Origin of the sequence: Salinicola salarius (assembly GCF_003206135.1) — a bacterium.
Lineage (GTDB): Bacteria > Pseudomonadota > Gammaproteobacteria > Pseudomonadales > Halomonadaceae > Salinicola > Salinicola salarius.
Genome location: NZ_PZJT01000001.1, coordinates 137539 through 158802, shown reverse-complemented (window position 1 = coordinate 158802; position 21264 = coordinate 137539). Strand labels below are relative to the sequence as shown.

Here is a 21264-nt window from a genome sequence, read left to right as displayed (position 1 = left end):
CAACAGACCCTAGGGATCCTGACGCCTGAGAGCCAGCCAGTCCTGGCCGCCCCAGGGTACGACCCCCTGGTTCAGGGCGGTGTGAATCCGCTCGATCGCCGGAAGGCGGTCGTCATGTCGACGAGGGGCTTCCCGCCACTGGCGAACGAGCCGTTCGCACTGTGCTTCGGCGCTGGCGAGCCAGGCAGCATGCTGGCTGTCCTGCCAGTTGTCGATCGCGTCGATCAGCGTATCCACGGAAACCTCTCGATGCGAAGAAGGTTCGGGCCATCCGCTGCCCAGGCAGGCGGCACGGCTGGCCTTGCTGTGGTTGGCCGGGCGCGCCGGTAGCGGCGTTGCCCTCGGGGTCGCCGGTTCGCACAGGGCCTGCGCCAATGCCCAGAGCTGCTCGGGGTGGCCGCTCTTGAGTTCGAGCTCGAGCTCGCAGATCGGCAAACTGGCATCGCCCGCGTGAATGGTGCCCTGATCCAGCGCTATCTCGATATCGCTGCCTTCGGCCTGGTAACGCCAGAGCCGACGCTCGAAATCGGTGGTGAAAACCGGGCGCAGCGTCGCCAGGTCCAGATCGGCGAGGGCGGGGTGTTCGAGGGCGCGCAGCCCGTTCACATCGAGGCCCGCGGCATTGCACTCGACCCCGTCCAGCGACCACTCCCATTCGCCGCGACTCGACAAGCCGCCATGGCTCTCAGCGGCGCTCTTGAGCGTCTGCAGACGTTGCTCTCCCTGACGACGGACCCGCAGCGCGACCCGGCGCGACTGCAATATCGCCTCGGCGGTGTCGTAATACTGATTGCCCAGAGAGACCATGCGCGAGGCCATCTTCCTCAACAGGGGGTGATCGATCAGGCGGGCAGGACCCTCGGGCGACAGTGCCAGTTTGAGTTCGATCTCGTCGCTCATGCATGCTCCGCAGTGATTGTCTGTTCTTGAAGGAACGGCCATCCTGAATTGAAAGACCGTCCTGGACAAAAGACGAACGCTGTCTCGAATACAAGACAGGACGTCGGTATCAACATGAATTTTTCATGACGCATCCAGATGCAATCATTATACTGACGCCGCCACTTCCAACGCATCCAGGCCACGTTATGGTGAGTACCAATCCGTTCTCGGCGCTGTTTGGACGATCGCCGTTCCAGCCGCTTCTGGCTCATATCGTCAAGACCAGCGAGTGCGCCGGCCAGTTGTTGCCATTCTTCGATGCCGCGCTGGGTGGTGATTGGGAAGAAGCGCGCAAGCACCGCGAAGCGATCACCCGTCTCGAACACGATGCGGATGAGCTCAAGACGCAGCTGCGCCTCAATCTGCCCAATACCATGTTTCTGCCTGTCTCGCGCTCCGATCTGCTGGAACTGATCAGCGTCCAGGACAAGATCGCCAACAAGGCCCGGGATATCACCGGAATCATGCTGGGCCGGAACATGATCATTCCCGAGCCGCTGGCGGAGCCGATGCGCGGCTATCTGCGTACCGCCGTGGCCACCGTCGACCAGGCGCGCAAGGCGCTCGAGGAGCTCGAAGACCTGCTCGAGTCCGGCTTTGGCCGCAATGTCTCCGACGTCATGCACGAGCTGATCAAGGAGCTGCATGATCTCGAACACCAGGCCGATGACCAGCAGATCGATATTCGTCGCCAGCTGTTCCAGCTCGAGGCGGAATTGCCGCCGGTCGATGTCATCTTTCTCTATAAAATCATCGAATGGATCGGCGAGCTGTCCGACCGCGCCGAGCGCGTGGGCAGCCGCCTGCAGATACTGACGGCCCGCTGATCGCGGGCTTCGTCATTCTACGCCTTCGTCACGCCACTCAAGCGAATAAAAGCCTATGTCCATCATTGCGCAATACGGTGATGTCTTCATCATTCTTGCCTGTGTCTTCGGTTTCTTCATGGCATGGGGGGTTGGAGCGAACGACGTCGCCAACGCCATGGGAACCTCGGTCGGCTCCAAGGCGATCACCATCAAGCAGGCGATCGTCATTGCGGTGATCTTCGAGTTCCTCGGCGCCTGGTTGGCCGGCGGGCAGGTCACCGAAACGATCCGCAAAGGCATCATCGACCCGGCCCTGCTCGAGAATGACCCGCAGATGCTGGTCTACGGCATGCTGGCTTCGCTGCTTGCTGCAGGCTCCTGGTTGCTGATCGCCTCGTTGAAGGGGTGGCCGGTTTCCACCACGCACTCGATCGTCGGCGCCATCGTCGGTTTCGCGGTGGCCGGGCTGGGCGTGCAATCGGTCAGTTGGGGCGCGGTGGGAACGATCGCGCTCAGTTGGGTAACGTCGCCGCTGATCGCTGGCGTGTTCTCCTTCATGCTGTTCCGCTCGGTGCAGGTGCTGATCTTCGACAACCCCGATCCGTTCGCGGCGGCCAAGCGCTATGTGCCGGGCTATATCTTCCTGGTCGGCTTCATCGTCTCGATGGTGACCCTGGTCAAGGGGTTGTCCCACGTTGGCCTGCAGCTGACCTTTGGCGAGAGCCTGCTGCTGGCGGTGGCGTTCGGCGTGATCATCATGATGTTCGGCCTGCTGCTGGAAAACCGGATCAACCGCGGTGACCGCCGTGCCCGCAGCAACTACGACTTCTCCAGCGTGGAGCGCATCTTTGGCGTGCTGATGATGTTCACCGCCTGCGCCATGGCCTTCGCCCACGGCTCGAACGACGTCGCCAACGCGGTCGGTCCGCTGGCGGCGGTGATCAGCGTGGTCGAGAACGGCGGCGGTGTTTCCGGCGCTGCCGCCATGCCCTGGTGGGTGCTGGTGCTCGGCGGCGGCGGGATCGTGGTCGGCCTGGTGACCTACGGCCACAAGGTCATCGCCACCGTCGGCACCGGCATCACCGAGCTGACCCCGAGCCGCGGTTTCGCCGCGACGCTCTCCGCCGCGTCGACCGTGGTGCTGGCCTCCGGCACCGGCCTGCCGATCTCGACCACGCACACCCTGGTCGGCGCCGTGCTCGGCGTGGGCCTGGCGCGCGGCATGGCCGCACTCAACCTGCGCGTGCTCGGCTCGATCGTGCTCTCCTGGCTGATCACGCTGCCGGCGGGCGCGCTGCTGTCGATCGCCTTCTTTTTCATGTTCAAGGGCATGTTCGGCTAAAGCCGATTCGCATTTACCGACCCGTAGCCGTCGGTGCTGGTCTACCGACCCAAAGACGCTCTGGTATAGTTCGAGGCAGACCCCTCGCGGGTCATGCCTCATAGCCCACAGCCGGAGCGTCTAATCCTTGGACTCGCGTTTTCCCTTCGTCGACTGGTTTCGTCATTCATCGCCTTACATCAACGCCCACCGCGGCAAGACCTTCGTCATTCTGGTCGAAGGCGAGGCGATGGCGTCGTCGCGACGTGGCCAGCTGCTGCAGGATCTGGCGTTGCTGCATACGCTCGGCGTTCGGGTCGTGCTGGTCTATGGCATCCGGCCGCAGGTCGGCGCCGCGCTGGAAGCGGCCGGGATCACGCCGGTGCGCATCGGCGGGCGCTGGGTCGCCGATCGCCAGGTCATGGATCACGTCGAACGCATTGCCGCGGTAAACCGTCTCGAACTCGAAGCCCAGCTCTCGCTGGGGTTGCCCAATACGCCGCTGCATGGTGTCGAACTCACTGCCGTCTCCGGCAATCTGGTGACGGCGAAGCCGCTGGGCGTGCGCGGCGGGGTGGATTTCGATCACAGCGGCGAAGTCCGCCGCGTGCGCAGCCAGGCGATCGAGAGCCTGCTCGCCGGTGGCAATCTGGTGATCCTGCCGCCGCTGGGATACTCCCGCACCGGCGAGGTCTTCGATCTCGACGCCTCGGAGATCGCCCAGCATGTCGCGGTGTCGCTCAAGGCGGATAAATTGATCCTGCTGGGTGAATCGGCCGGGCTGCACGACGACAGCGGCCAGTTGCAGCGCCAGCTGACACCTGACGAAGCCGATACCCTGCGCGAGCGGGCGACACCCGGCAGCGAGCTTGCCCGCCATCTGGGCGCGGCCTGCGGCGCGGCCCGTCACGGTGTCGGCCGTACCCACCTGCTTTCCTGGCACGACCACGACGCCCTGCTTGGCGAGCTGTTCACCCGCGACGGGGTCGGCACCATGATCACCCAGAACCGCTACGAGCAGTTGCGGCAGGCGGTGCTGGACGATGTCGGCGGCCTGCTCGCGCTGCTCAAGCCGCTCGAGGCCAGCGGCATGCTGGTGGCCCGGACCCGGGAGCGGCTGGAGCACGAGATCGAGGATTACATCGTGATCGACCGCGACGGCATGGCGATCGGCTGCGCGGCGTTGCACAGTTACGCCGACGCCAGAATGGGTGAACTGGCCTGTCTGGCCGTGCACGACGACTATCGGCGTGGTGCCCGGGGAGAGACGCTGCTTGCCGAGATCGAGCGTCGCGCCCGGCGACAAGGGCTCACTGAGCTGTTCGCCCTGACCACGCATACCACGCACTGGTTCGTCGAACGCGGCTTCTCCCTGGCCACGCCGGAAGCGCTCCCTGCTTTGAAGCGCGAGACCTATAACCAGGCCCGACGCTCCAAGGTCTTGCTGAAGTCGCTCTAGAGCGACACCCCTGACCGCGTAGATTGCGCCTTGGCGTATCCAAATGGAGACGCTGTAACTTTTTGATTTTTTTCTTATATTCTGAATAGGGCGAAAAGGTGTCTGCTTATGGAGACGTTTTTGAGCCCGTTTTTGCGTTTCTTCGGGGCAGAGACTGCCGGCAATCCGTTGTCGAATAATTCTACGTATTTAAGTTACTGATTTAAATAGTTTTTTATAAAACTGGCACGGCTGTCGCAATACTGTTCACCGAGAGCGACGAGATGATCTCTCCGGAAGTCATCTCGGCGGATCTTCTCAGGCCCCCAACTACCCTGTGCAGGGCCTGGCAAGATTCGACAGCGTCTGCTCCACGCGATGTGTGACTTAGGTTGCGATGAGACGGGTGCGGCCCATCGGGCAAGGAGATGCACCATTAGGGCAAGGATGCCCCGGCAAGGATGCCTTCCCCCTCGAAAGAGGGGACCCATTGCGACCGGTCGCAGCGTTTTTCGAAACGTTTTTCATAATCACGCTTTCGGAAAGCCAGGCGACCGGTTCAGACACGAAGCAGCGGCTCGCCGCCACGATATTCGATAGCCCCTGAATGGCCGAATCGAATACCGGCTTCGGGGCCTACGGGGCTCTCGAGCCCTTCGGGGCTCTCGGGCCCTTCGGGCCAGGGGAGCGATCTCGAATGACTGATTCAGGCAGTGTTTCCAGGTCGTTCTCGACCCTTCAGTTCCCTGCGTACCTTGGGCCGGCTCTGCCGGCCTTCTTTTTTTGTGCGGGTTTCTCGAACCCACCACGTATGGCCCGAATGGGCGTTCAATAATAATGCTATTCTTGCGGAACGATCCATGACCCCGATGGGCATCCTGCATAGAGCGATTTTCATGACCACCAAGCTCTCCCGACGCTGGCGTCCTCGCTCGCTACTGCAACTCGTGTTGCTGGCCTTCGTCGTCGTCATGTTGCCGATAGCGGTGCTGATGTTTCAGGCCGGGCAGGCGTTATCGCAGCTGTCGACGCTTGCCGACCAGAGCGCCCGGGAAGCCGTCGAAGAGACGCGCCGGGCACGCATGTTGAGTACGCTGGCGCTGCAAATGGAGCGCAGCGCCCGCCAGTACGCAGTCATCGAGGAAGAAGGGCTGCGCGACATCTACGATCAGAAGGTTCGACAGTTCGGCGAGCTGCTGCAACAGCATGAGTCGTTGATGCGCAATAACCCGGATTTTCAGTCGCTGGCCGAGCGCTACCAGCAGTTGCGCTATCTGCCCCAGGCCTCGGTGGAGGATATGAGCGCGTTTCTGGAGCGCTTCTCCGGTTTTGCCTCGGAGTCCGATGCGGTCAGGAAAGCCACCAACGATCTGATCGACACGCGCATCGCCAATATTCGCGAGCAGGCGGATGCGGTCAAGGCGCGGTTGTGGATGCAGACCGCGGCGCTGGTTTCCGCCAGCCTGATGCTGATGCTGTTTTTCACCTGGTTGATCACGCGTCCCATCCGCCAGCTCGAACGGCGTATCTTCGGTTTGGGCAGCGGCGAATGCAGCGACACGCCGATCCGTATCCAGGGGCCGGCGGAGCTGGTCCAACTGGGTGACCGGCTGACCTGGCTGTCCGGGCGGCTCTCGGAGCTGGAAGCCCAGAAACAGCAGTTTCTGCGCCACATGTCGCATGAGCTGAAAACACCGCTGACCAGCGTCCGGGAAGGGACTTCGCTGCTGTCCGACGGTGTGGCCGGCGAGCTCAACGAGCGCCAGAGTGAAGTCGTCAGGCTGATCGACGAGAACGGGCAGGAACTGCAGACGTTGATCGAGCAGTTGCTGGACTACAATCTGTTGCAGAACAGCCGCCGAATGAAAGTCACCTCGTTCGATGTCGCGACGGTGATCCAGGAAGTGCTGTCCAAGCACCGGCTGGCGCTCGACAACAAGGGGATGCGCGTCAAGAGCCCGCATCATCCGCTGAAATGGCAGGCGGACCGTGAGCGAACGGCGCGCGTGCTGGACAACCTGATCTCGAATGCCATCGCCTATGGCGACGACGGTGGTCAATTGGTGATTCGTGTCTCGAACCAGCATGATTGGTTGGTACTGGATGTCGCCAACAGCGGCGAGCCCATTGCCGAAGCCGATCGCGAGCATCTGTTCGAAGCCTTCTACCAGGGCAGCGTGAGGCGCAAGGGCCCGTTGAAGGGATCGGGCATCGGGCTTTCGGTCGCCGCGGACTGCGCCAAGTTGCAGGATGGCCAACTGGCGCTGGTGGACGATGCCGAGCTGCCGGTCTGCTTCCGTCTTACCCTGCCGTGGGCGGATTTCCCGATGCATGGAACGCAATACGAAAATGACGCCGCACCGGACGAGACGCTGCCGGGCGGTGATTCAAGGAAGGAAACATGGTCAGTCAAATGAGAACGACGCTTGCCCTGTTCGGCGTGATGGCGCTGGCAGGCTGTCAGTCCCTTACCAGTGAGCCCGTGCCCTACGGTTGCGGCGAGATCCCGACCTACGCCGACAACGTATGCCTGGTCGATACCTGGGTCGAGTTCGGCCTGCAAGCGCAGCGCGGGGATGACGACTGGCGCGAAGAGACCCTGGCCAGGGTCGGCCAGGGCCGAATGGACCAGAAGGCCGTGCGCGCCGTGGTGCTCTCCTGGGATGGCCCCGGCGAATGGCGGGAAGCCTCCGATCTCTACAAGGCCTCCATCGACGCCGCACCTTCCCGATTGCAGCCGCTGCTTCGGCAATGGCTGAACGGTCTGGAAGCGCGGCGACAGCTCTATGCGCAGCGGGGTGGGAGTCAGGGCGGTCGGCGCGACGACACGCAGGCACTGAAAGACGAAAACGAGAAACTAAAACAACAACTCCAGGAGATGTCGGACAAGCTGGATGCATTGACCGACATCGAGCGGACCATCAACGCACGCGATTGATCTCCGAGGACGCTCGCGACCGATCTTCAAGACAAGATCCCCGCGAATATCAACACACACGTAAAACCAGGCCATCCGTGCGACCCAGGCAATACCGGCGTCGCACGACCGCGTCACATCGAGCGTGACACGCCTTTATCGGCATCGATAGGGTGAAGCGGTGGCAGGAGGTGCCCATCCCATGTCATTGAATATCGAAACACCCAAGACCCGACCGGTGAGAACCCCGGCCATGCAGCCGGGCAAGAGCAGCAACACCGCCCACATTCTCCTGGTCGACGACGACACCAGCCTGCTCAAGCTGCTGGGCATGCGTCTGGAAAGCCGCGGCTTCCGGGTGACCACGGCGGAGAGCGGTCGCGAAGCGCTGACCCACATCGAAGAGACCTCGCCGGATCTGGTGCTTTCCGATCTGCGCATGGACGAAATGGATGGGCTGACCCTGTTCCACGAGCTGCAGCGGCGGGTGCCGGGTATTCCGGTGATCATCCTCACTGCCCACGGTTCGATACCGGATGCCGTCAGCGCCACTCGCCAGGGCGTGTTCAGCTTCCTGACCAAACCGGTCGATCGCGACGAATTGTTCGAAGCGATCGACGAAGCGCTCAAGCAGACCCCGACCACGCGAGGCGAGGGCGGCGAAGCGTGGCGTTCGAAGATCATTACCCGCAGCCCGCAGATGGAGCGCGTGCTCGAACAGGCCTACATGGTCGCCGCCTCCGATGTCAGCGTGCTGGTGACTGGCCCCAGTGGTACAGGCAAGGAGCTTCTCGCCAACGCCATGCATCAGGCCAGCTCGCGTGCCGACAAGCCGTTCGTGGCGATCAACTGCGGCGCACTGCCCGAGCAATTGCTGGAAAGCGAGCTGTTCGGTCACGCCCGCGGCGCCTTCACCGGCGCGGTCAGCCAGCATGAAGGGCTGTTCCTGGCTGCCGACGGCGGCACGCTGTTCCTCGACGAGATCGGCGACATGCCGCTACCGCTGCAGGTCAAGCTGCTGCGCGTATTGCAGGAGCGCCAGGTTCGCCCGCTGGGCAGCACCAAGTCGTTTCCGATCGACGTGCGGATCATCTCCGCCACCCACCGCGATCTCGACCGCGCCATGCACGAAGGCGACTTCCGCGAGGATCTCTACTACCGCCTCAACGTGGTCAATCTCAAGCTGCCGCCGCTGCGCGAGCGGGCCGAGGATATCCCGCTGCTGGCCAAGCACATGGTTTCCCAGGTGTCGGCGCGGCATAAACCGTTCGTCAAAGGCTTCTCGCCGGAAGCGCTCAACCTGCTCGCCTCCAGCGGCTGGCCCGGCAACGTGCGCCAGCTCGTCAACGTGGTCGAGCAGTGCGTCGCCCTGACCAGCACGCCGATGATTCCGGAAGCGCTGGTGTCGCAGGCGCTGGCCGCCGAGGAGAACGCGCTGCCCTCGTTCAGCGAGGCGCGCGCCGGGTTCGAACGCAGCTACCTGATCAAGGTGCTCAAGATCACCGAAGGCAACGTCACCCAGGCAGCGCGCATCGCCGGACGCAACCGCACCGACTTCTACAAGCTGCTCGCGCGTCACGACCTCGATCCCGGCTCTTTCAAGCCGAGCGCAATGCCGGATCCGACTGGCTGACGCCGCTCGCAATCGAGTACAGGAAAGTCGAAAGCCACCGCCGGCGATGAGCGAATTGCTGGCGGTGGCTTTTTGCCGATGGCTTGTCGTCGATTACCGAGCGGCAACCGCTCTGTCTTCTCGATGTATCAGCGCTTCAGCCGCCGCTTCACCTCCAGCTTCAGGCGGCCTTCGCCGAGACGGGCCGTCAGCGTCTGGCCGGGCTGGGTCTGGCTGGCGGCGCGGACGACCTGGCCGCGGTCGTCCTGCAGGATCGAATAGCCCCGGCCCAGCACGGCCAGCGGGCTGACCGCATTGAGCTCGCGGGCGATTCCCTGCAGGTTCTGGCGCTCCTGCTGCAGTTTCCGCCGCTGACCGGCTTCCAGCCGCTGCCGGAGCTGTTCGACCCGTTCGCGAGCCTGGCGCAGCGTCCGGCTCGGGTCATGCAGCGTGAAGCGCCGAGTGACCGCCTCCAGCCGCTGGTGATCGCGTTGCAGGCGCTGGCGCATCGCCAGTTGCAGCCGGCGATCCAGCCCCGCCAGATGCTGACGCTGCTGAGCGAGGCGTTCGCCGGGATGGCGCAGCCGCGCGCGCAGATGATCGAGCCGCTGGGACTCGGCGTTGAAGCGCCCGCGCCAGGCCTGATGAAGCCTTCTCCGCTGCTGATTCAGCGTCGCCTCGAGATCGCGGCGATCCGGCACCAGCCGCTCGGCGGCGGCGGAGGGCGTCGGCGCGCGGACATCGGCGGCGAACTCGGCCAGCGTCACGTCGACCTCGTGGCCGATGGCGGCCATCACCGGCAACTTCGAATGGAAGATCGCCCGCGCCAGATGCTCATTGTTGAACGCCCACAGGTCTTCCAGGCTGCCGCCACCGCGGGTGATCAGGATCGCGTCGAACGGGTCGCTTGCGTCTTCCCGCCGCGCCTGACGATTGGTTCTCACCTGACGATTAATCAGGGCCAGCGCCCGGATCAGCGCCGGCGGCGCCTCCCGGCCCTGCACCGGCGACGGAAATACGCTGACGCGGACCATCGGCCAGCGCGCCCGCAGCACCGCCAGCACATCGCGAATCGCCGCGCCGGTAGGGGAGGTGATCAGTGCCAGATGCCGGGGCGGGTAGGGCAGCGGCCGGGCATTGGCGAACACGCCTTCGGCGGTCAACTGCCGCTTCAGTCGCTCGTAGGCCGCCATCAGCTCGCCTTCGCCGCTGGGCTGCACGGCATCGACGATCAACTGGTAATCGCCCCGCGGCTCGAAGATCGATACCCGCCCGCGCACCTTGATCCGGTCGCCATCCTTCAACGGCGTGCGGGAAAGGCTCGCCCGGTTGCGGAAGAACGCGCACCTGAGCTGCGCCTTGGCATCCTTCAGCGTGAAGTAGATGTGGCCGGAAGCGGGCCGCGCCAGCCCGGAAATTTCCCCCTCGACCCAGCAGTCGCCGAAGCCGCGCTCCAGCATCTGGCGGGCCTGGCGGTTGAGATCGCTGACGGAGATCGCCTGCGGCGACGGCGTTGTCGTGAACGCGGACATGGCGTGATCCGGAAAGAGAACGTGTGAATGACGAATGGCGGCCAGACTAACACGAAGCCGCCCGGCATCGCCCCGACTCGACGACACGACGCGACCCGCGACTGCCATTGAGCAGCGTCGGCCAAGCGACTATAATGCGCGATTAACTTTTCGCGGCTCCCGGTTCATTGCCGAGTCCACACTGCAAGAACGGTCCCCACAGGCTTGTCCCAGGGCATTCACCTTCAAGGACCATCGCGGTGCCGCAGGCTGTCACAGGCTCCCCACCACCTGCCAAATTGGGTTTCCGACCATGCTACGTATAGCGCAAGAAGCTCTTACGTTCGATGACGTATTACTCGTACCCCGCTACTCGGATGTCCTGCCCAGAGACGTCGACCTCAAATCCCGCCTGACCCGCAACCTGACCCTGAACATTCCGCTGCTCTCTTCGGCCATGGATACCGTGACCGAAGCGCGTCTGGCGATTGCGATGGCGCAGGAAGGCGGCATCGGCATCATTCACAAGAGCATGTCGATCAACCAGCAGGCCGCCGAGGTCCGCAAGGTCAAGAAGCACGAGAGCGTCATCGTCAAGGACCCGGTCACCGTCGGTCCCAACGCCAAGCTGCAGGACCTGCTGGAGATGGCCTCCGAGTACGGCTATTCCGGCTTCCCGGTGGTCGAGGGCGAGACCCTGGTCGGCATCGTCACCGGGCGTGACATGCGCTTCCAGCCGGATCACAGCGACAGCGTCGAAGCGATCATGACCCCGCGCGACAAGCTGGTCACCGTGCTCGAAGGCACCTCATTGGACGTGATCAAGTCCAAGCTGCAGGAAAACCGCATCGAGAAGATCCTGGTCGTCGACAAGGACTTCCACCTGCGCGGCCTGGTCACCGTGCGTGACATCGAAAAGGCCCGCACCTACCCGAACGCTGCCAAGGATGCCGATGGCCGTCTGCTGGTCGGCGCCGCCGTCGGCACCGGCCCGGAAACCCCGGACCGCATCGCCGCACTGGTCGAAGCCGGCGTCGACGTGCTGGTCGTCGATACCGCCCACGGCCACTCCAAGGGCGTCATCGAGCGAGTGCGCTGGGTGAAGGAGCACTACCCGGACCTGCAGGTGATCGGCGGCAACATCGCTACCGGTGAAGCTGCCGTGGCGCTGGCCGAAGCCGGCGCCGATGCGGTCAAGGTCGGCATCGGCCCCGGCTCCATCTGTACCACCCGCGTCGTCACCGGCGTCGGCGTGCTGCAGATCACCGCCGTCGCCAACGTCGCCGAAGCGCTCAAGCCGTTCGACATCCCGCTGATCGCCGATGGCGGCGTGCGCTACTCCGGTGACATCGCCAAGGCGATCGTCGCCGGCGCCAGCACCGTGATGCTCGGCAGCATGCTCGCCGGCACCGAGGAAGCGCCGGGCGAAGTCGAACTGTTCCAGGGCCGGACCTACAAGGCCTATCGCGGCATGGGCTCCATGGGCGCGATGTCCCAGACCCAGGGCTCCTCGGATCGCTACTTCCAGAGCAAGGACGAAGGCGTCGAGAAGCTCGTGCCGGAAGGCATCGAAGGCCGCGTGCCCTACAAGGGCCAGATGAGCGCCATCGTCCACCAGATGATGGGCGGCCTGCGCGCCTCCATGGGCTACACCGGCTGCCATAACATCGACGAGATGCGCACGCTGCCGGAGTTCGTCAAGATCACCGGCGCCGGCATTACCGAGTCGCATGTGCATGATGTGCAGATTACGAAAGAAGCTCCCAATTATCGCGGAGCTTAAGAAACCCTCTGCGCTCGCTCAGGCTTTGTTGAACGGCGGCTCGATATGCTCATTTACAACCACGTAAACTCCGCTATCTCGCCGCCGTTCGCCTCCCCTGAGCATCGCTCGAAAGGTTTCTTCTCATGGTCGAGTTCGTCTTGCATGGGCTCGACCATCGAATCAGTTTCTAGCCATTTCCGGCTTCATCAGCGGCGCCTAACAGCGCCGTTGCTTGTTTTAGGTTCACTTCCAGGGCTCATCCGATGACCGACATCCATTCGCACAAGATCCTGATCCTCGACTTCGGCTCCCAGTACACGCAGCTGATCGCCCGCCGCGTGCGCGAGATCGGCGTGTTCTCCGAGATCCGCGCCTTCGATATCACCGAAGAAGAGATCCGCGAATACAATCCCAACGGCATCATCCTCTCCGGCGGGCCGGAATCGGTCTCCGAGCTGGGTTCGCCGCGGGCGCCGGCATGCGTGTTCGAGATGGGCCTGCCGGTGTTCGGTATCTGCTACGGCATGCAGACCATGGCCGAGCAGCTCGGCGGCGCCACTGAAGGCTCCAACAAGCGCGAGTTCGGTTACGCCCAGATCAGCGTCGCGGCGGAAGACGACCTGCTCGGCGGGATCATGGATCATGTCGGCCACGACGGCGGGGCGCTGCTGGACGTGTGGATGAGCCACGGCGACAAGGTCGCCCGCGCCCCGGCGGAATTCACCGTCACTGCCTCCACGCCGAGCTGCCCGATCGCCGCCATGACCTGGCCGGAAAAGCGCTTCTACGGCGTGCAGTTCCACCCGGAAGTGACCCACACCCTACAGGGCCAGCGCATTCTCGAGCGCTTCGTGCTGGATATCTGCAAGGCCGAACGCCTGTGGACTCCGGCGCAGATCATCGAAGACCTGACCGAGCGCGTTCGCGAACAGGTCGGCGACCGCCACGTGCTGCTCGGCCTCTCCGGCGGCGTGGACTCCTCGGTGGTCGCGGCGCTGCTGCACAAGGCGATCGGCGACCAGCTCACCTGCGTCTTCGTCGACAACGGCCTGTTGCGCAAGAACGAAGGCGACCAGGTGATGGACACCTTCGCCAGCCACATGGGCGTCAAAGTGATCCGTGTAGACGCGGAAGAGGAATTCCTCACCAAGCTGGGTGGCGAGAACGACCCCGAAGCCAAGCGCAAGATCATCGGCAACACCTTCATCGACGTGTTCGACCGTGAAGCCGCCAAGATCGATGGCGTCGACTTCCTCGCCCAGGGCACCATCTACCCGGACGTGATCGAATCCGCCGCCAGCAAGACCGGCAAGGCCCACGTGATCAAGTCGCACCACAACGTCGGCGGCCTGCCCGAGACCATGAAGCTCAAGCTGGTCGAACCGCTGCGTGAACTGTTCAAGGACGAAGTGCGCAAGCTCGGCCTCGAACTCGGCCTGCCCTACGACATGGTCTACCGCCACCCGTTCCCGGGGCCGGGCCTCGGCGTGCGCATCCTCGGCGAAGTGAAGAAGGAGTACGCCGACATCCTGCGCGAAGCCGACGCCATCTTCATCGAAGAACTGCACAACGCTGACTGGTACCACAAGACCAGCCAGGCGTTCGCCGTGTTCCTGCCGGTCAAATCCGTCGGCGTCGTCGGCGACGGCCGCCGCTATGAATGGGTCATCGCCCTGCGCGCCGTCGAAACCATCGACTTCATGACCGCACGGTGGGCGCATCTCCCGTATGAGCTGCTCGAGAAGGTTTCCAACCGCATCATCAACGAGATCAGCGGCGTCTCCCGCGTGACGTATGACGTCAGCAGCAAGCCGCCCGCGACGATTGAGTGGGAGTGATTAAATGAAAAGTAATAGTGATGTAGGGCAGCTTGACTTACTTACGGGCAGTGAGCTAGCTGCGGCGAGAGAAAACGTGCTAAGGAACAGGTCCGGTAGTTTTGTTGACAATATGAAGCTACCTATACATAGATGGTTTCGCTATTCTGCAGGCTTCTCTGGTGACTGGGCTAAGCAATTAATTGCATCTAAATGTGAAAAAATAGAAGATCTCACGGTTCTCGATCCATTTTCGGGATCAGGTACTACTTTAATTTCAGCAGATATGCTGGGTGTTAAAAGTTATGGGCTGGAACCTCATTCTTTCGTGAATAAAGTTGCCAGCGCAAAGCTTTCATGGAATGTTGATCCTGCGATTTTGGTTAGTGAATCAAACGCCTTGTTAGATTTTGCAAAAGAGCTTTTAAAAGGTCAGTGCGCTGACTTGGAAAGCCCATTACTTTTGAAATGCTTTTCTGAGACTTCGCTAAAATCTCTCTGTTCTTTGAGGGATGCTTTTAATAGTTTCGCATTTAGTAGTGCAGAGCTAGCGGAGCTAATTTGGTTGGCAATTACTTCGATTATTAGAAAAACTAGTTCAGCTGGAACTGCTCAATGGCAGTATGTGTTGCCTAAAAAATCAAAAAAGAGAATCGCTGAGCCATATCAGGCTTTTAAAGATACGATTCAAAATATGGCAGAAGATATGCAGCTAGCTAAAAGTTTGCATCTTGCATCATCCCGAGCTTCCTGTGTATTAGCTGACGCTAGAAGTTTTTCAGGCACCGTAGTGGCTGAAAATTCCATTGATTTGGTGGTTACTTCTCCTCCCTATCCAAATAATTACGATTATGCAGATGCAACGCGTTTGGAAATGACGTTCTGGGGATACATAAAAGGCTGGAAAGATTTACAAGGTTCTATAAGAAAAGACTTAATCCGCTCCTGCTCTCAGCATTCTGCTGCAGAAAAGCTTAAGTTAGAGGGGCTTCTCGAAACAGAGTGCTTGAGTCCAATCAAAGATGAGGTTTCGAAGGTCTGCTTGGAACTTGAGAAAGTCAGATTAACGAAAGGAGGGAAGAAAACATACCATACAATGGTTGCTGCTTATTTTGTGGATTTGGCTAGAGTTTGGGGTGAGCTATACAAAGTTTGTCGTGAAGGTGCAGAAATTTGCTTTGTGGTAGGCGATTCTGCTCCGTATGGAGTGCATGTTCCTGTCGAAAAATGGCTCGGAGATATTGCTCTATCGCATGGGTTTGAAAGTTGGGAGTTTGAAAAATTAAGAGATAGAAATGTTAAGTGGAAAAATCGAAAGCATACGGTGCCGCTTCATGAAGGACGGCTATGGGTGAAGAAGTGAATGCTCAGGTTTGGCTTGCAATATCCGGCGCTATTATTAGAGCCCGTAGTCCCAAGGTCAAATCTTGGTGGTGTCTGCCGGCGTCTTGCAATGTAGGGGATAAAGTATATTTTTATTGTCCGCGAGCTGTAAGTCGTCGATGGCACGGTATTCATAGCCTATATCAAGTTGTGGAAACAAGCGTAGAGAAAATAGAAAATGCTTCTTATATGTGTGTGGGGTGTAGCTTTGAATCTAAAAAAGTTCCGCTGAAATTTTATGAAATAGAGCTTGTGGAAACTTACAAAATGCCGCTTCCAGCCAAAGCTTTGAAAGAGAATATGAAGTTAAGACAGCTGCGATGCGTTAAGTTGAATTTTCAAAGAACTACTTTTCTGATACCAGAAAAGCAGGCTGATGTTATTTCATGTCTGCTAGCAGATTCTAACTAAATTTGGTGGTCACATGGCAAACTCTCCTGCGCATAAATTTGGTCAAACTATTGGCTACCTTTTGGAAGAAATTGTGGCGATGCGGCTTAGCGACTTTTGCCGCTCACGATGCTTATATTTAGATCGGCAAGGTTATCGGGCTGCAAGAAAAGGTAAAAAAATTACTTTTTCTGATTTGTTTGACAATTCCCATGATTTGGATTTTGTGATTGAGCGTGATGGAACTGAGCACTCTTGTGGAGAGCCAGTTGCATTTATTGAGGTGGCTTGGCGTAGGTATACAAAACACTCCCGTAATAAAGTTCAGGAAATTCAAGGTGCAATTCTGCCAGTTGCTGAGAAACATCGGCGGTCAAAACCTTTTGTCGGTGCTGTTCTGGCGGGGGTTTTTACAGAAGGAGCGCTCGCGCAGTTAAAATCAAATGGGTTCAGTGTTCTATATTTTCCATATGAAAAGATAACAAAAGCTTTTCTGGATATGGGGTTGGATATTAACTTTAATGAAAAAACTTCAGATATCGAGTTTGCAAAGGCTAATGTCTTCATTGAAAGCATGCTTGATTTTGACAGGCAAAAGTTGATAAGGGAATTTATAGAAGAGGCAAGAGAAGATATAAATGACTTTATAAGAGAGCTTTCGAATGTGCTGGATAGACAGATGAAGTCAATTTTTATTATCCCTTTGCATGGTAAAGAGCGTTTTTTTGATAATATTGATGACGCTTTGGAGTTTTTATATTCTTATGATGTCAATCAGTCGATTCAAGGAGAAATGTTGGGATACAAGGTGTTGGTGGAGTTTTCGAATGGTGACAAAATAGATGGTGAGTTTTATTCAAAAGCAGATGTGGTTAGCTTTATCGATTTTGTGGCGAGCCGACGCTGATTTGCGTTTATAGTTCGGTCTCAATGGCAAGTTCCGCATTTTTTATGGCGAACGCCTCGATAGCTAGATGGTATTAGTTATCGCGGGTTCGCTGTCGAAACTCATCGAAAAGTTATTGCATGGTGCAACCTAACTGTCGCGGAATTGGGCTTTATGTTCGCTTGACTCTCTAGAGCCTGTGGAAGCCTATGTGGTTTCGGAATGACGTGTGCGATGCGATAAGGTGGATTTAAATATAGTGGCGCATTAACTGGGTGCGACTCGCAAAATATCAATTTATTTCCAATGCTTCTTTTTAAATACGTGCTTTCAAAAATTATTCAAGGTTAGGTTAGTTTTCTCCGAATTACCGCGACCAGTCTGTACAATGATGGTATTCGCCTGACACATGCCTCGTAAGCGCCCTTATAGTTAAGCAGTATTTTCTATCGTTTTCTCGGGTTCCTTTTTCTTTCGTCTACAGCAGCAAGCCCCGCGAAGATTGAGTAGGAGTAATTCCGGCTCGTATATGACAGATGAGGACAGCCGCTAGAGTACAGGTCGCTGACTCCCCCGCCGATTTTATGGGGTTGTCAGCGATTTGGACTGTGTTTTGCGCAGCCTGTTTTAGACTGCTCTTTTAAGGAACTAAATCTTCTATTATTTCTACAGTTTCTTTAATGTAATTTAGTGCTTCAGATGCCTCTGTTGTTGTGCATTCTTTTAGCTTTCCGGTATAGCTATCACAATCGGCATTGTGAACGATCAAATCTCTTCTATACCCTATACTGTTTAACTTATATTTCGCAGACTTTGGTTTAAGTCCAAGCTTGTCAGAAATTTTTTCCCATTTATGCTGCTCGTTCCAGATGTATGATAAGCCATCTGCAATATCTTTGGATTTTTGAAATGTCCTGAAGCGTACAACTTGCTCAATGAATGAGCGGAATTCGACTATCGCTTGCGTTGCGCTGGAGGAATTCATTCTCATTGATGCCTGTAGTGGAACTCCCTCATTAAGAAGCTTTGTGCTCAATATTCCTTGATTTGCAAATTGTTCCGTACTTTTTTCAATAATCAGCTCTGATACGTAATGGTCTAGTGCTGAAACTGAAGATACCCACACAAATCTTAGCCCGAAGTCAGCCGAATACCCTCTTTGTTTTAAGTGGGAGTAAATTTCTATGGCTTCGTAACACTGTGTCAAATGTGAGTCAAAGTTGGTTTTAGCGGCACTTGTCATCGCTTAATAACTCTATTTTTGATGCTATTGCAGAATAGATGCTGTCGAAGTGTTTTATATTTGTTTGGGCTTTGTTTTTTATCACTCCCACTATTTCATCATTCTTAAGTAGCTCTTCTGTCAGTTTAAATATTGGAACCTCAGAACGGGTTGCTGTATGAATCAGAGCTTGGAAGTCAGGGATTCTGGCTAAAGCATATAAACCAGTGTTATCGGGTGTTAATTGTGATCTGTTTTCTTCAAAAGCACGTCGATAGCATTCTTCTTTTACAGTCATCTGAGCGCTATTTAGTAACGGGACTAATTTTTCAGATACGCTATGATCTATCTGCTGAATACGGTGATCAAACTTTTTGGCTGCTTTGCTGGCGTGTTTGTTAAATCTTGAATTTAGTGATCCAATAAAAACAGGAGTCGATGGATGCAGTGGATAATCTGCATCTTCAAACTTATGGAAATTTGTTTTTTTCCATTCATGCCATTTAACTAGGTAGGTTCCTAAAGTGTTTATGGCCATTAACGAAAAGGGATCTGGGTTTGTTGGGACAATAAATGAATCCGACGCCATGAAAAAGTTTTGGTTAATTGCCCCTAGTCCTGGGTTCAAATCTATTATTGTAAAATCTATGTTGTGCCGTTCTTCAATCATGGAAATGAGAGCTGGTATAGCTCCAGGAAGATTCTTCATTACTGACAATGAGCCGCCAGTTTCCTGCGCTAAGCTGATTTGGCCCTCGTAAGAAGATAAGTCTGCATGACCAGGAAGGACAAATAGTTGGCTATTGTTAGCTGCGCACGGACAGTCAAAACTTTCTAATGCTGTGGGTTTTCCTTCTAATACCGGAGCGATGCCGTCTTTGATGTTTTTATATCTGGTGTTTTCGGATTCGTAGTATTCATCAAATCTTTCGAATCCTAATGCCAATGCCGTTAGATTTACTTGTGAGTCTCCGTCGACTAGAAGTACTCTCTTGCCGTGCTCAGTTAGTTTCCATCCAATATGGTAAGCGGAAACGGTTTTGCCGGTTCCGCCTTTATGATTGAAGATAGTTATACGTTTCGACATGCTTTGCCCCAGTTACTAGTTAGTAAATGTCCAGTGCTTTGGTAGATTTACAGTTACGTTCTGTTTCAGAAAAGAATGCACAAATTTCCTCCTTAGTGCAACTGAATTGCTTGCGAAGGCGTCAAAATACAATCTCTGCTAAGTGACTGGCCCGTTGTCATTAGAGTCAAAACAACTATGGAAAAGTTCGTGACGACTAAGGTAAACGCTCCGATTACCGCCGGTTCTGAGTAAAAGCGACGGCGCGTCGTCGGAGAGTGCGTGATAGGGTCGACTGATGTTAGACACATCTGGATCAAACTGACATGAGCGAACAACCGCCAATCCTGATCTATAAAGATGCCGAGAAGGCGGTCGACGTCCGTCTGGATGAAGGGCGCGAAACCGTCTGGCTGACACAACGGCAAATGTCCGGACTCTTTGACAAGGATGTTCGCACGATCAATGAGCACGTTCTGAATGTCTTTGACGAAGGCGAACTGGAGCGAGAACCAACTATCCGGAAATTCCGGATAGTTCGCCAGGAGGGCTCGCGTCAGGTTGCGCGCTCCATCGAGCACTACAACCTGGATGTGATTATCTCAATCGGCTATCGCGTCAAATCACAGGCGGGAACTCGCTTCCGCCAGTGGGCGACGCGCGTTCTCCGAGAACATCTCACTCAGGGCTGGACGGTGCACCAGCAACGTTTCGAGGCGAATGGGCGGGAGCTGGAGACGGCAATGGCGCTGGTGCGCAAGGCGCCCCATAGTCCGGCGCTGAACCGCTCTGGTGGCCGAGGGTCTGGTGGGGCGGAGAGAGGCGACCGAGCTGTTCGCCCGTGATCGCCACGATGGCTTGGCGGCGTTGCTGGGCAATTTCGATCAGTCGGCGTTCGGCGAGCCGGCCTATCCGAGCATCGAGTCGAAAGCTGCGCATCTGCTCTATTTCGTAACCAAGAATCATCCGTTCGCCGACGGCAACAAACGCAGTGCGGCCTTTCTGTTCGTCGACTTCCTGCATCGCAACGGGCGTTTGTTATCGGCGACGGGTGAGCCTGTCATCAATGATGTCGGTCTGGCGCTGACGCTGCTGGTCGCGGAATCCGATCCGACCAACAAGGAGACGATGATTCGCCTGATCATGAACATGCTTGCCAGCGAGTCCTCGTCCACCTGATATAGCAGGCACGTCGAGGTTTATGGGCGAACGTCCATCAATTGTAGCCAGAACGCGAAACGTGGGCGGTTGCGCTGACGAGGCAAAAAAGGGGAGCCAGCTTGGCTCCCCTTATCGTTTTACCAGGCACGAACCCATCAGTTGAGCGAGGCGGTCGAGCGAATGGTGATCTCGGTGGTATCGACGCTGGCCGGCGCTTCGATGAGCTGCCGGACCGCGCGGGCGATGTCGACCGGTTGCAGCGCGATGGCACGGTACTCATCCATGAACGCGGCGGTTTCGTCGTGGGTAATGGTCGCGGCGAGGTCGCTCTCCACGACGCCGGGATTGACGCAGGTCACGCGAATAGTCGAACTCTCCTGGCGCAATCCATCGGAGATCGCACGGACCGCGAACTTGGTGCCGCAGTAGACCGCGCCGGTGGGTACGGCTTGCAGCGCGCCGATGGAGCCGATGTTGATGATTTGCCCCTCGCTCTGTCGCTCCATCACCGGCAGCACGGCGCCGATTCCCCACAGTACGCCCTTGATGTTGACGTCGACCATGCGCTCCCATTCGTCGAGCTTTCCGGCGGAAAGCGGCGAGAGCGGCATGATGCCAGCGTTGTTCACCAGCACGTCGATACGCCCCAGTGATCCAGCGCAGTTTGGGCGAACGCGGCCATCGCGTGTCGATCCGTGACGTCCAGTGCACGTACTTCGACGGTGCCGCCGTTCGCGCGAATGTCCGCTGCGATCTGTTCGAGCTTGTCGACGCGGCGCGCACCCAGTAGAACGCTGGCCCCGGCGGCGGCCAGTTCTCGTGCGATGCCTTCGCCGATGCCGCTGCTGGCACCCGTGATCAAGACGATTTTGTCTTTCATACTCATGGTCTTCTCTCCTGTTGTTTCTGAAATGAGTTCTGGAATGAGCTCTGGATCGAACTCGGAAGCGAACTCTCGTTCGGCTCCAGTGAGCAACAAGATAGGGCGCGAGACTGTCGAACAGAATATGCTTAACGCTGGACT

17 protein-coding genes and 1 pseudogene are annotated in these 21264 nt (G+C 57.6%); 13 read left to right on the top strand and 5 right to left on the bottom strand.

Going from position 1 to position 21264, the window contains the following annotated elements; translation table 11 throughout:
* Positions 1–9 precede the first annotated feature (9 nt).
* Positions 10–900, bottom strand: a complete 891-nt coding sequence (locus tag DOM32_RS00685; protein ID WP_157956992.1) for a CYTH domain-containing protein — start codon at positions 898–900, stop codon at positions 10–12.
* A gap of 188 nt (positions 901–1088) precedes the next feature.
* Here DOM32_RS00685 and DOM32_RS00680 point away from each other — a divergent pair, with 188 nt between their 5' ends.
* The 6 genes from DOM32_RS00680 to glrR all read left to right on the top strand — a co-directional run bounded on the left by DOM32_RS00680 (position 1089) and on the right by glrR (position 9060).
* A complete protein-coding gene (locus DOM32_RS00680; protein ID WP_110630311.1) occupies positions 1089–1769 on the top strand; it encodes a TIGR00153 family protein in 681 nt (226 codons plus the stop codon).
* Between the two features lie 55 nt (positions 1770–1824).
* Positions 1825–3093: an inorganic phosphate transporter gene (locus tag DOM32_RS00675; RefSeq protein ID WP_110630309.1), complete on the top strand. Its 1269-nt coding sequence runs from the start codon at positions 1825–1827 to the stop codon at positions 3091–3093.
* Positions 3094–3220: 127 nt separating this feature from the next.
* Positions 3221–4531, top strand: a complete 1311-nt coding sequence (gene argA, locus DOM32_RS00670) for an amino-acid N-acetyltransferase (RefSeq protein WP_110630307.1) — start codon at positions 3221–3223, stop codon at positions 4529–4531.
* Between the two features lie 839 nt (positions 4532–5370).
* Positions 5371–6927, top strand: coding sequence for a sensor histidine kinase (locus DOM32_RS00665; RefSeq protein WP_244179747.1), 1557 nt, complete (start codon positions 5371–5373; stop codon positions 6925–6927).
* On the top strand, positions 6912–7448 hold the full coding sequence (locus tag DOM32_RS00660) for a hypothetical protein (RefSeq protein WP_110630305.1): 537 nt from the start codon (positions 6912–6914) through the stop codon (positions 7446–7448). The genes DOM32_RS00665 and DOM32_RS00660 overlap by 16 nt, the downstream gene beginning before the upstream one ends.
* Positions 7449–7680: 232 nt before the next feature.
* Positions 7681–9060, top strand: coding sequence for a two-component system response regulator GlrR (glrR, locus tag DOM32_RS00655; RefSeq protein WP_110630484.1), 1380 nt, complete (start codon positions 7681–7683; stop codon positions 9058–9060).
* A 128-nt stretch (positions 9061–9188) separates the two neighbouring features.
* Here glrR and xseA read toward each other — a convergent pair whose 3' ends face one another.
* The gene (gene xseA / locus DOM32_RS00650; protein ID WP_110630303.1) at positions 9189–10571 is read right to left on the bottom strand and encodes an exodeoxyribonuclease VII large subunit; all 1383 of its coding nucleotides are present in this window, start codon (positions 10569–10571) and stop codon (positions 9189–9191) included.
* 292 nt (positions 10572–10863) lie between these two features.
* Between xseA and guaB the strand changes: the two genes are divergently transcribed.
* The 5 genes from guaB to DOM32_RS17665 all read left to right on the top strand — a co-directional run bounded on the left by guaB (position 10864) and on the right by DOM32_RS17665 (position 16812).
* Positions 10864–12333, top strand: a complete 1470-nt coding sequence (gene guaB, locus DOM32_RS00645) for an IMP dehydrogenase (protein WP_110630301.1) — start codon at positions 10864–10866, stop codon at positions 12331–12333.
* Positions 12334–12578: 245 nt separating this feature from the next.
* Positions 12579–14153, top strand: a complete 1575-nt coding sequence (gene guaA / locus DOM32_RS00640) for a glutamine-hydrolyzing GMP synthase (RefSeq protein WP_110630299.1) — start codon at positions 12579–12581, stop codon at positions 14151–14153.
* Between the two features lie 4 nt (positions 14154–14157).
* Positions 14158–15495, top strand: coding sequence for a site-specific DNA-methyltransferase (locus DOM32_RS00635; protein WP_167400633.1), 1338 nt, complete (start codon positions 14158–14160; stop codon positions 15493–15495).
* Positions 15480–15926, top strand: a complete 447-nt coding sequence (locus DOM32_RS00630) for an EVE domain-containing protein (protein WP_110630295.1) — start codon at positions 15480–15482, stop codon at positions 15924–15926. Before DOM32_RS00635 ends, DOM32_RS00630 begins: the two co-directional genes overlap by 16 nt.
* Positions 15927–15939: 13 nt before the next feature.
* Positions 15940–16812, top strand: a complete 873-nt coding sequence (locus tag DOM32_RS17665; protein WP_157956991.1) for a DNA methylase — start codon at positions 15940–15942, stop codon at positions 16810–16812.
* A gap of 619 nt (positions 16813–17431) precedes the next feature.
* Here the strand turns inward: DOM32_RS17665 and DOM32_RS17660 are convergent.
* Entirely contained in the window at positions 17432–18034 is a 603-nt protein-coding gene (locus DOM32_RS17660; protein ID WP_157956990.1) for a HEPN domain-containing protein, read from the bottom strand.
* Positions 18018–19100 carry a ParA family protein gene (locus tag DOM32_RS00615; protein WP_110630289.1) on the bottom strand — a complete coding sequence of 361 codons (1083 nt, stop codon included), beginning with the start codon at positions 19098–19100 and terminating at the stop codon, positions 18018–18020. The genes DOM32_RS17660 and DOM32_RS00615 overlap by 17 nt, the downstream gene beginning before the upstream one ends.
* Before the next feature lie 305 nt (positions 19101–19405).
* Here DOM32_RS00615 and DOM32_RS17895 point away from each other — a divergent pair, with 305 nt between their 5' ends.
* The gene (locus DOM32_RS17895) at positions 19406–19924 is read left to right on the top strand and encodes a virulence RhuM family protein (RefSeq protein WP_208625268.1); all 519 of its coding nucleotides are present in this window, start codon (positions 19406–19408) and stop codon (positions 19922–19924) included.
* Entirely contained in the window at positions 19887–20258 is a 372-nt protein-coding gene (locus tag DOM32_RS17890; RefSeq protein ID WP_208625267.1) for a type II toxin-antitoxin system death-on-curing family toxin, read from the top strand. Before DOM32_RS17895 ends, DOM32_RS17890 begins: the two co-directional genes overlap by 38 nt.
* Positions 20259–20395: 137 nt before the next feature.
* Here the strand turns inward: DOM32_RS17890 and DOM32_RS00605 are convergent.
* Positions 20396–21120 (bottom strand): annotated as a pseudogene (locus tag DOM32_RS00605) (SDR family oxidoreductase).
* Positions 21121–21264: the final 144 nt, after the last annotated feature.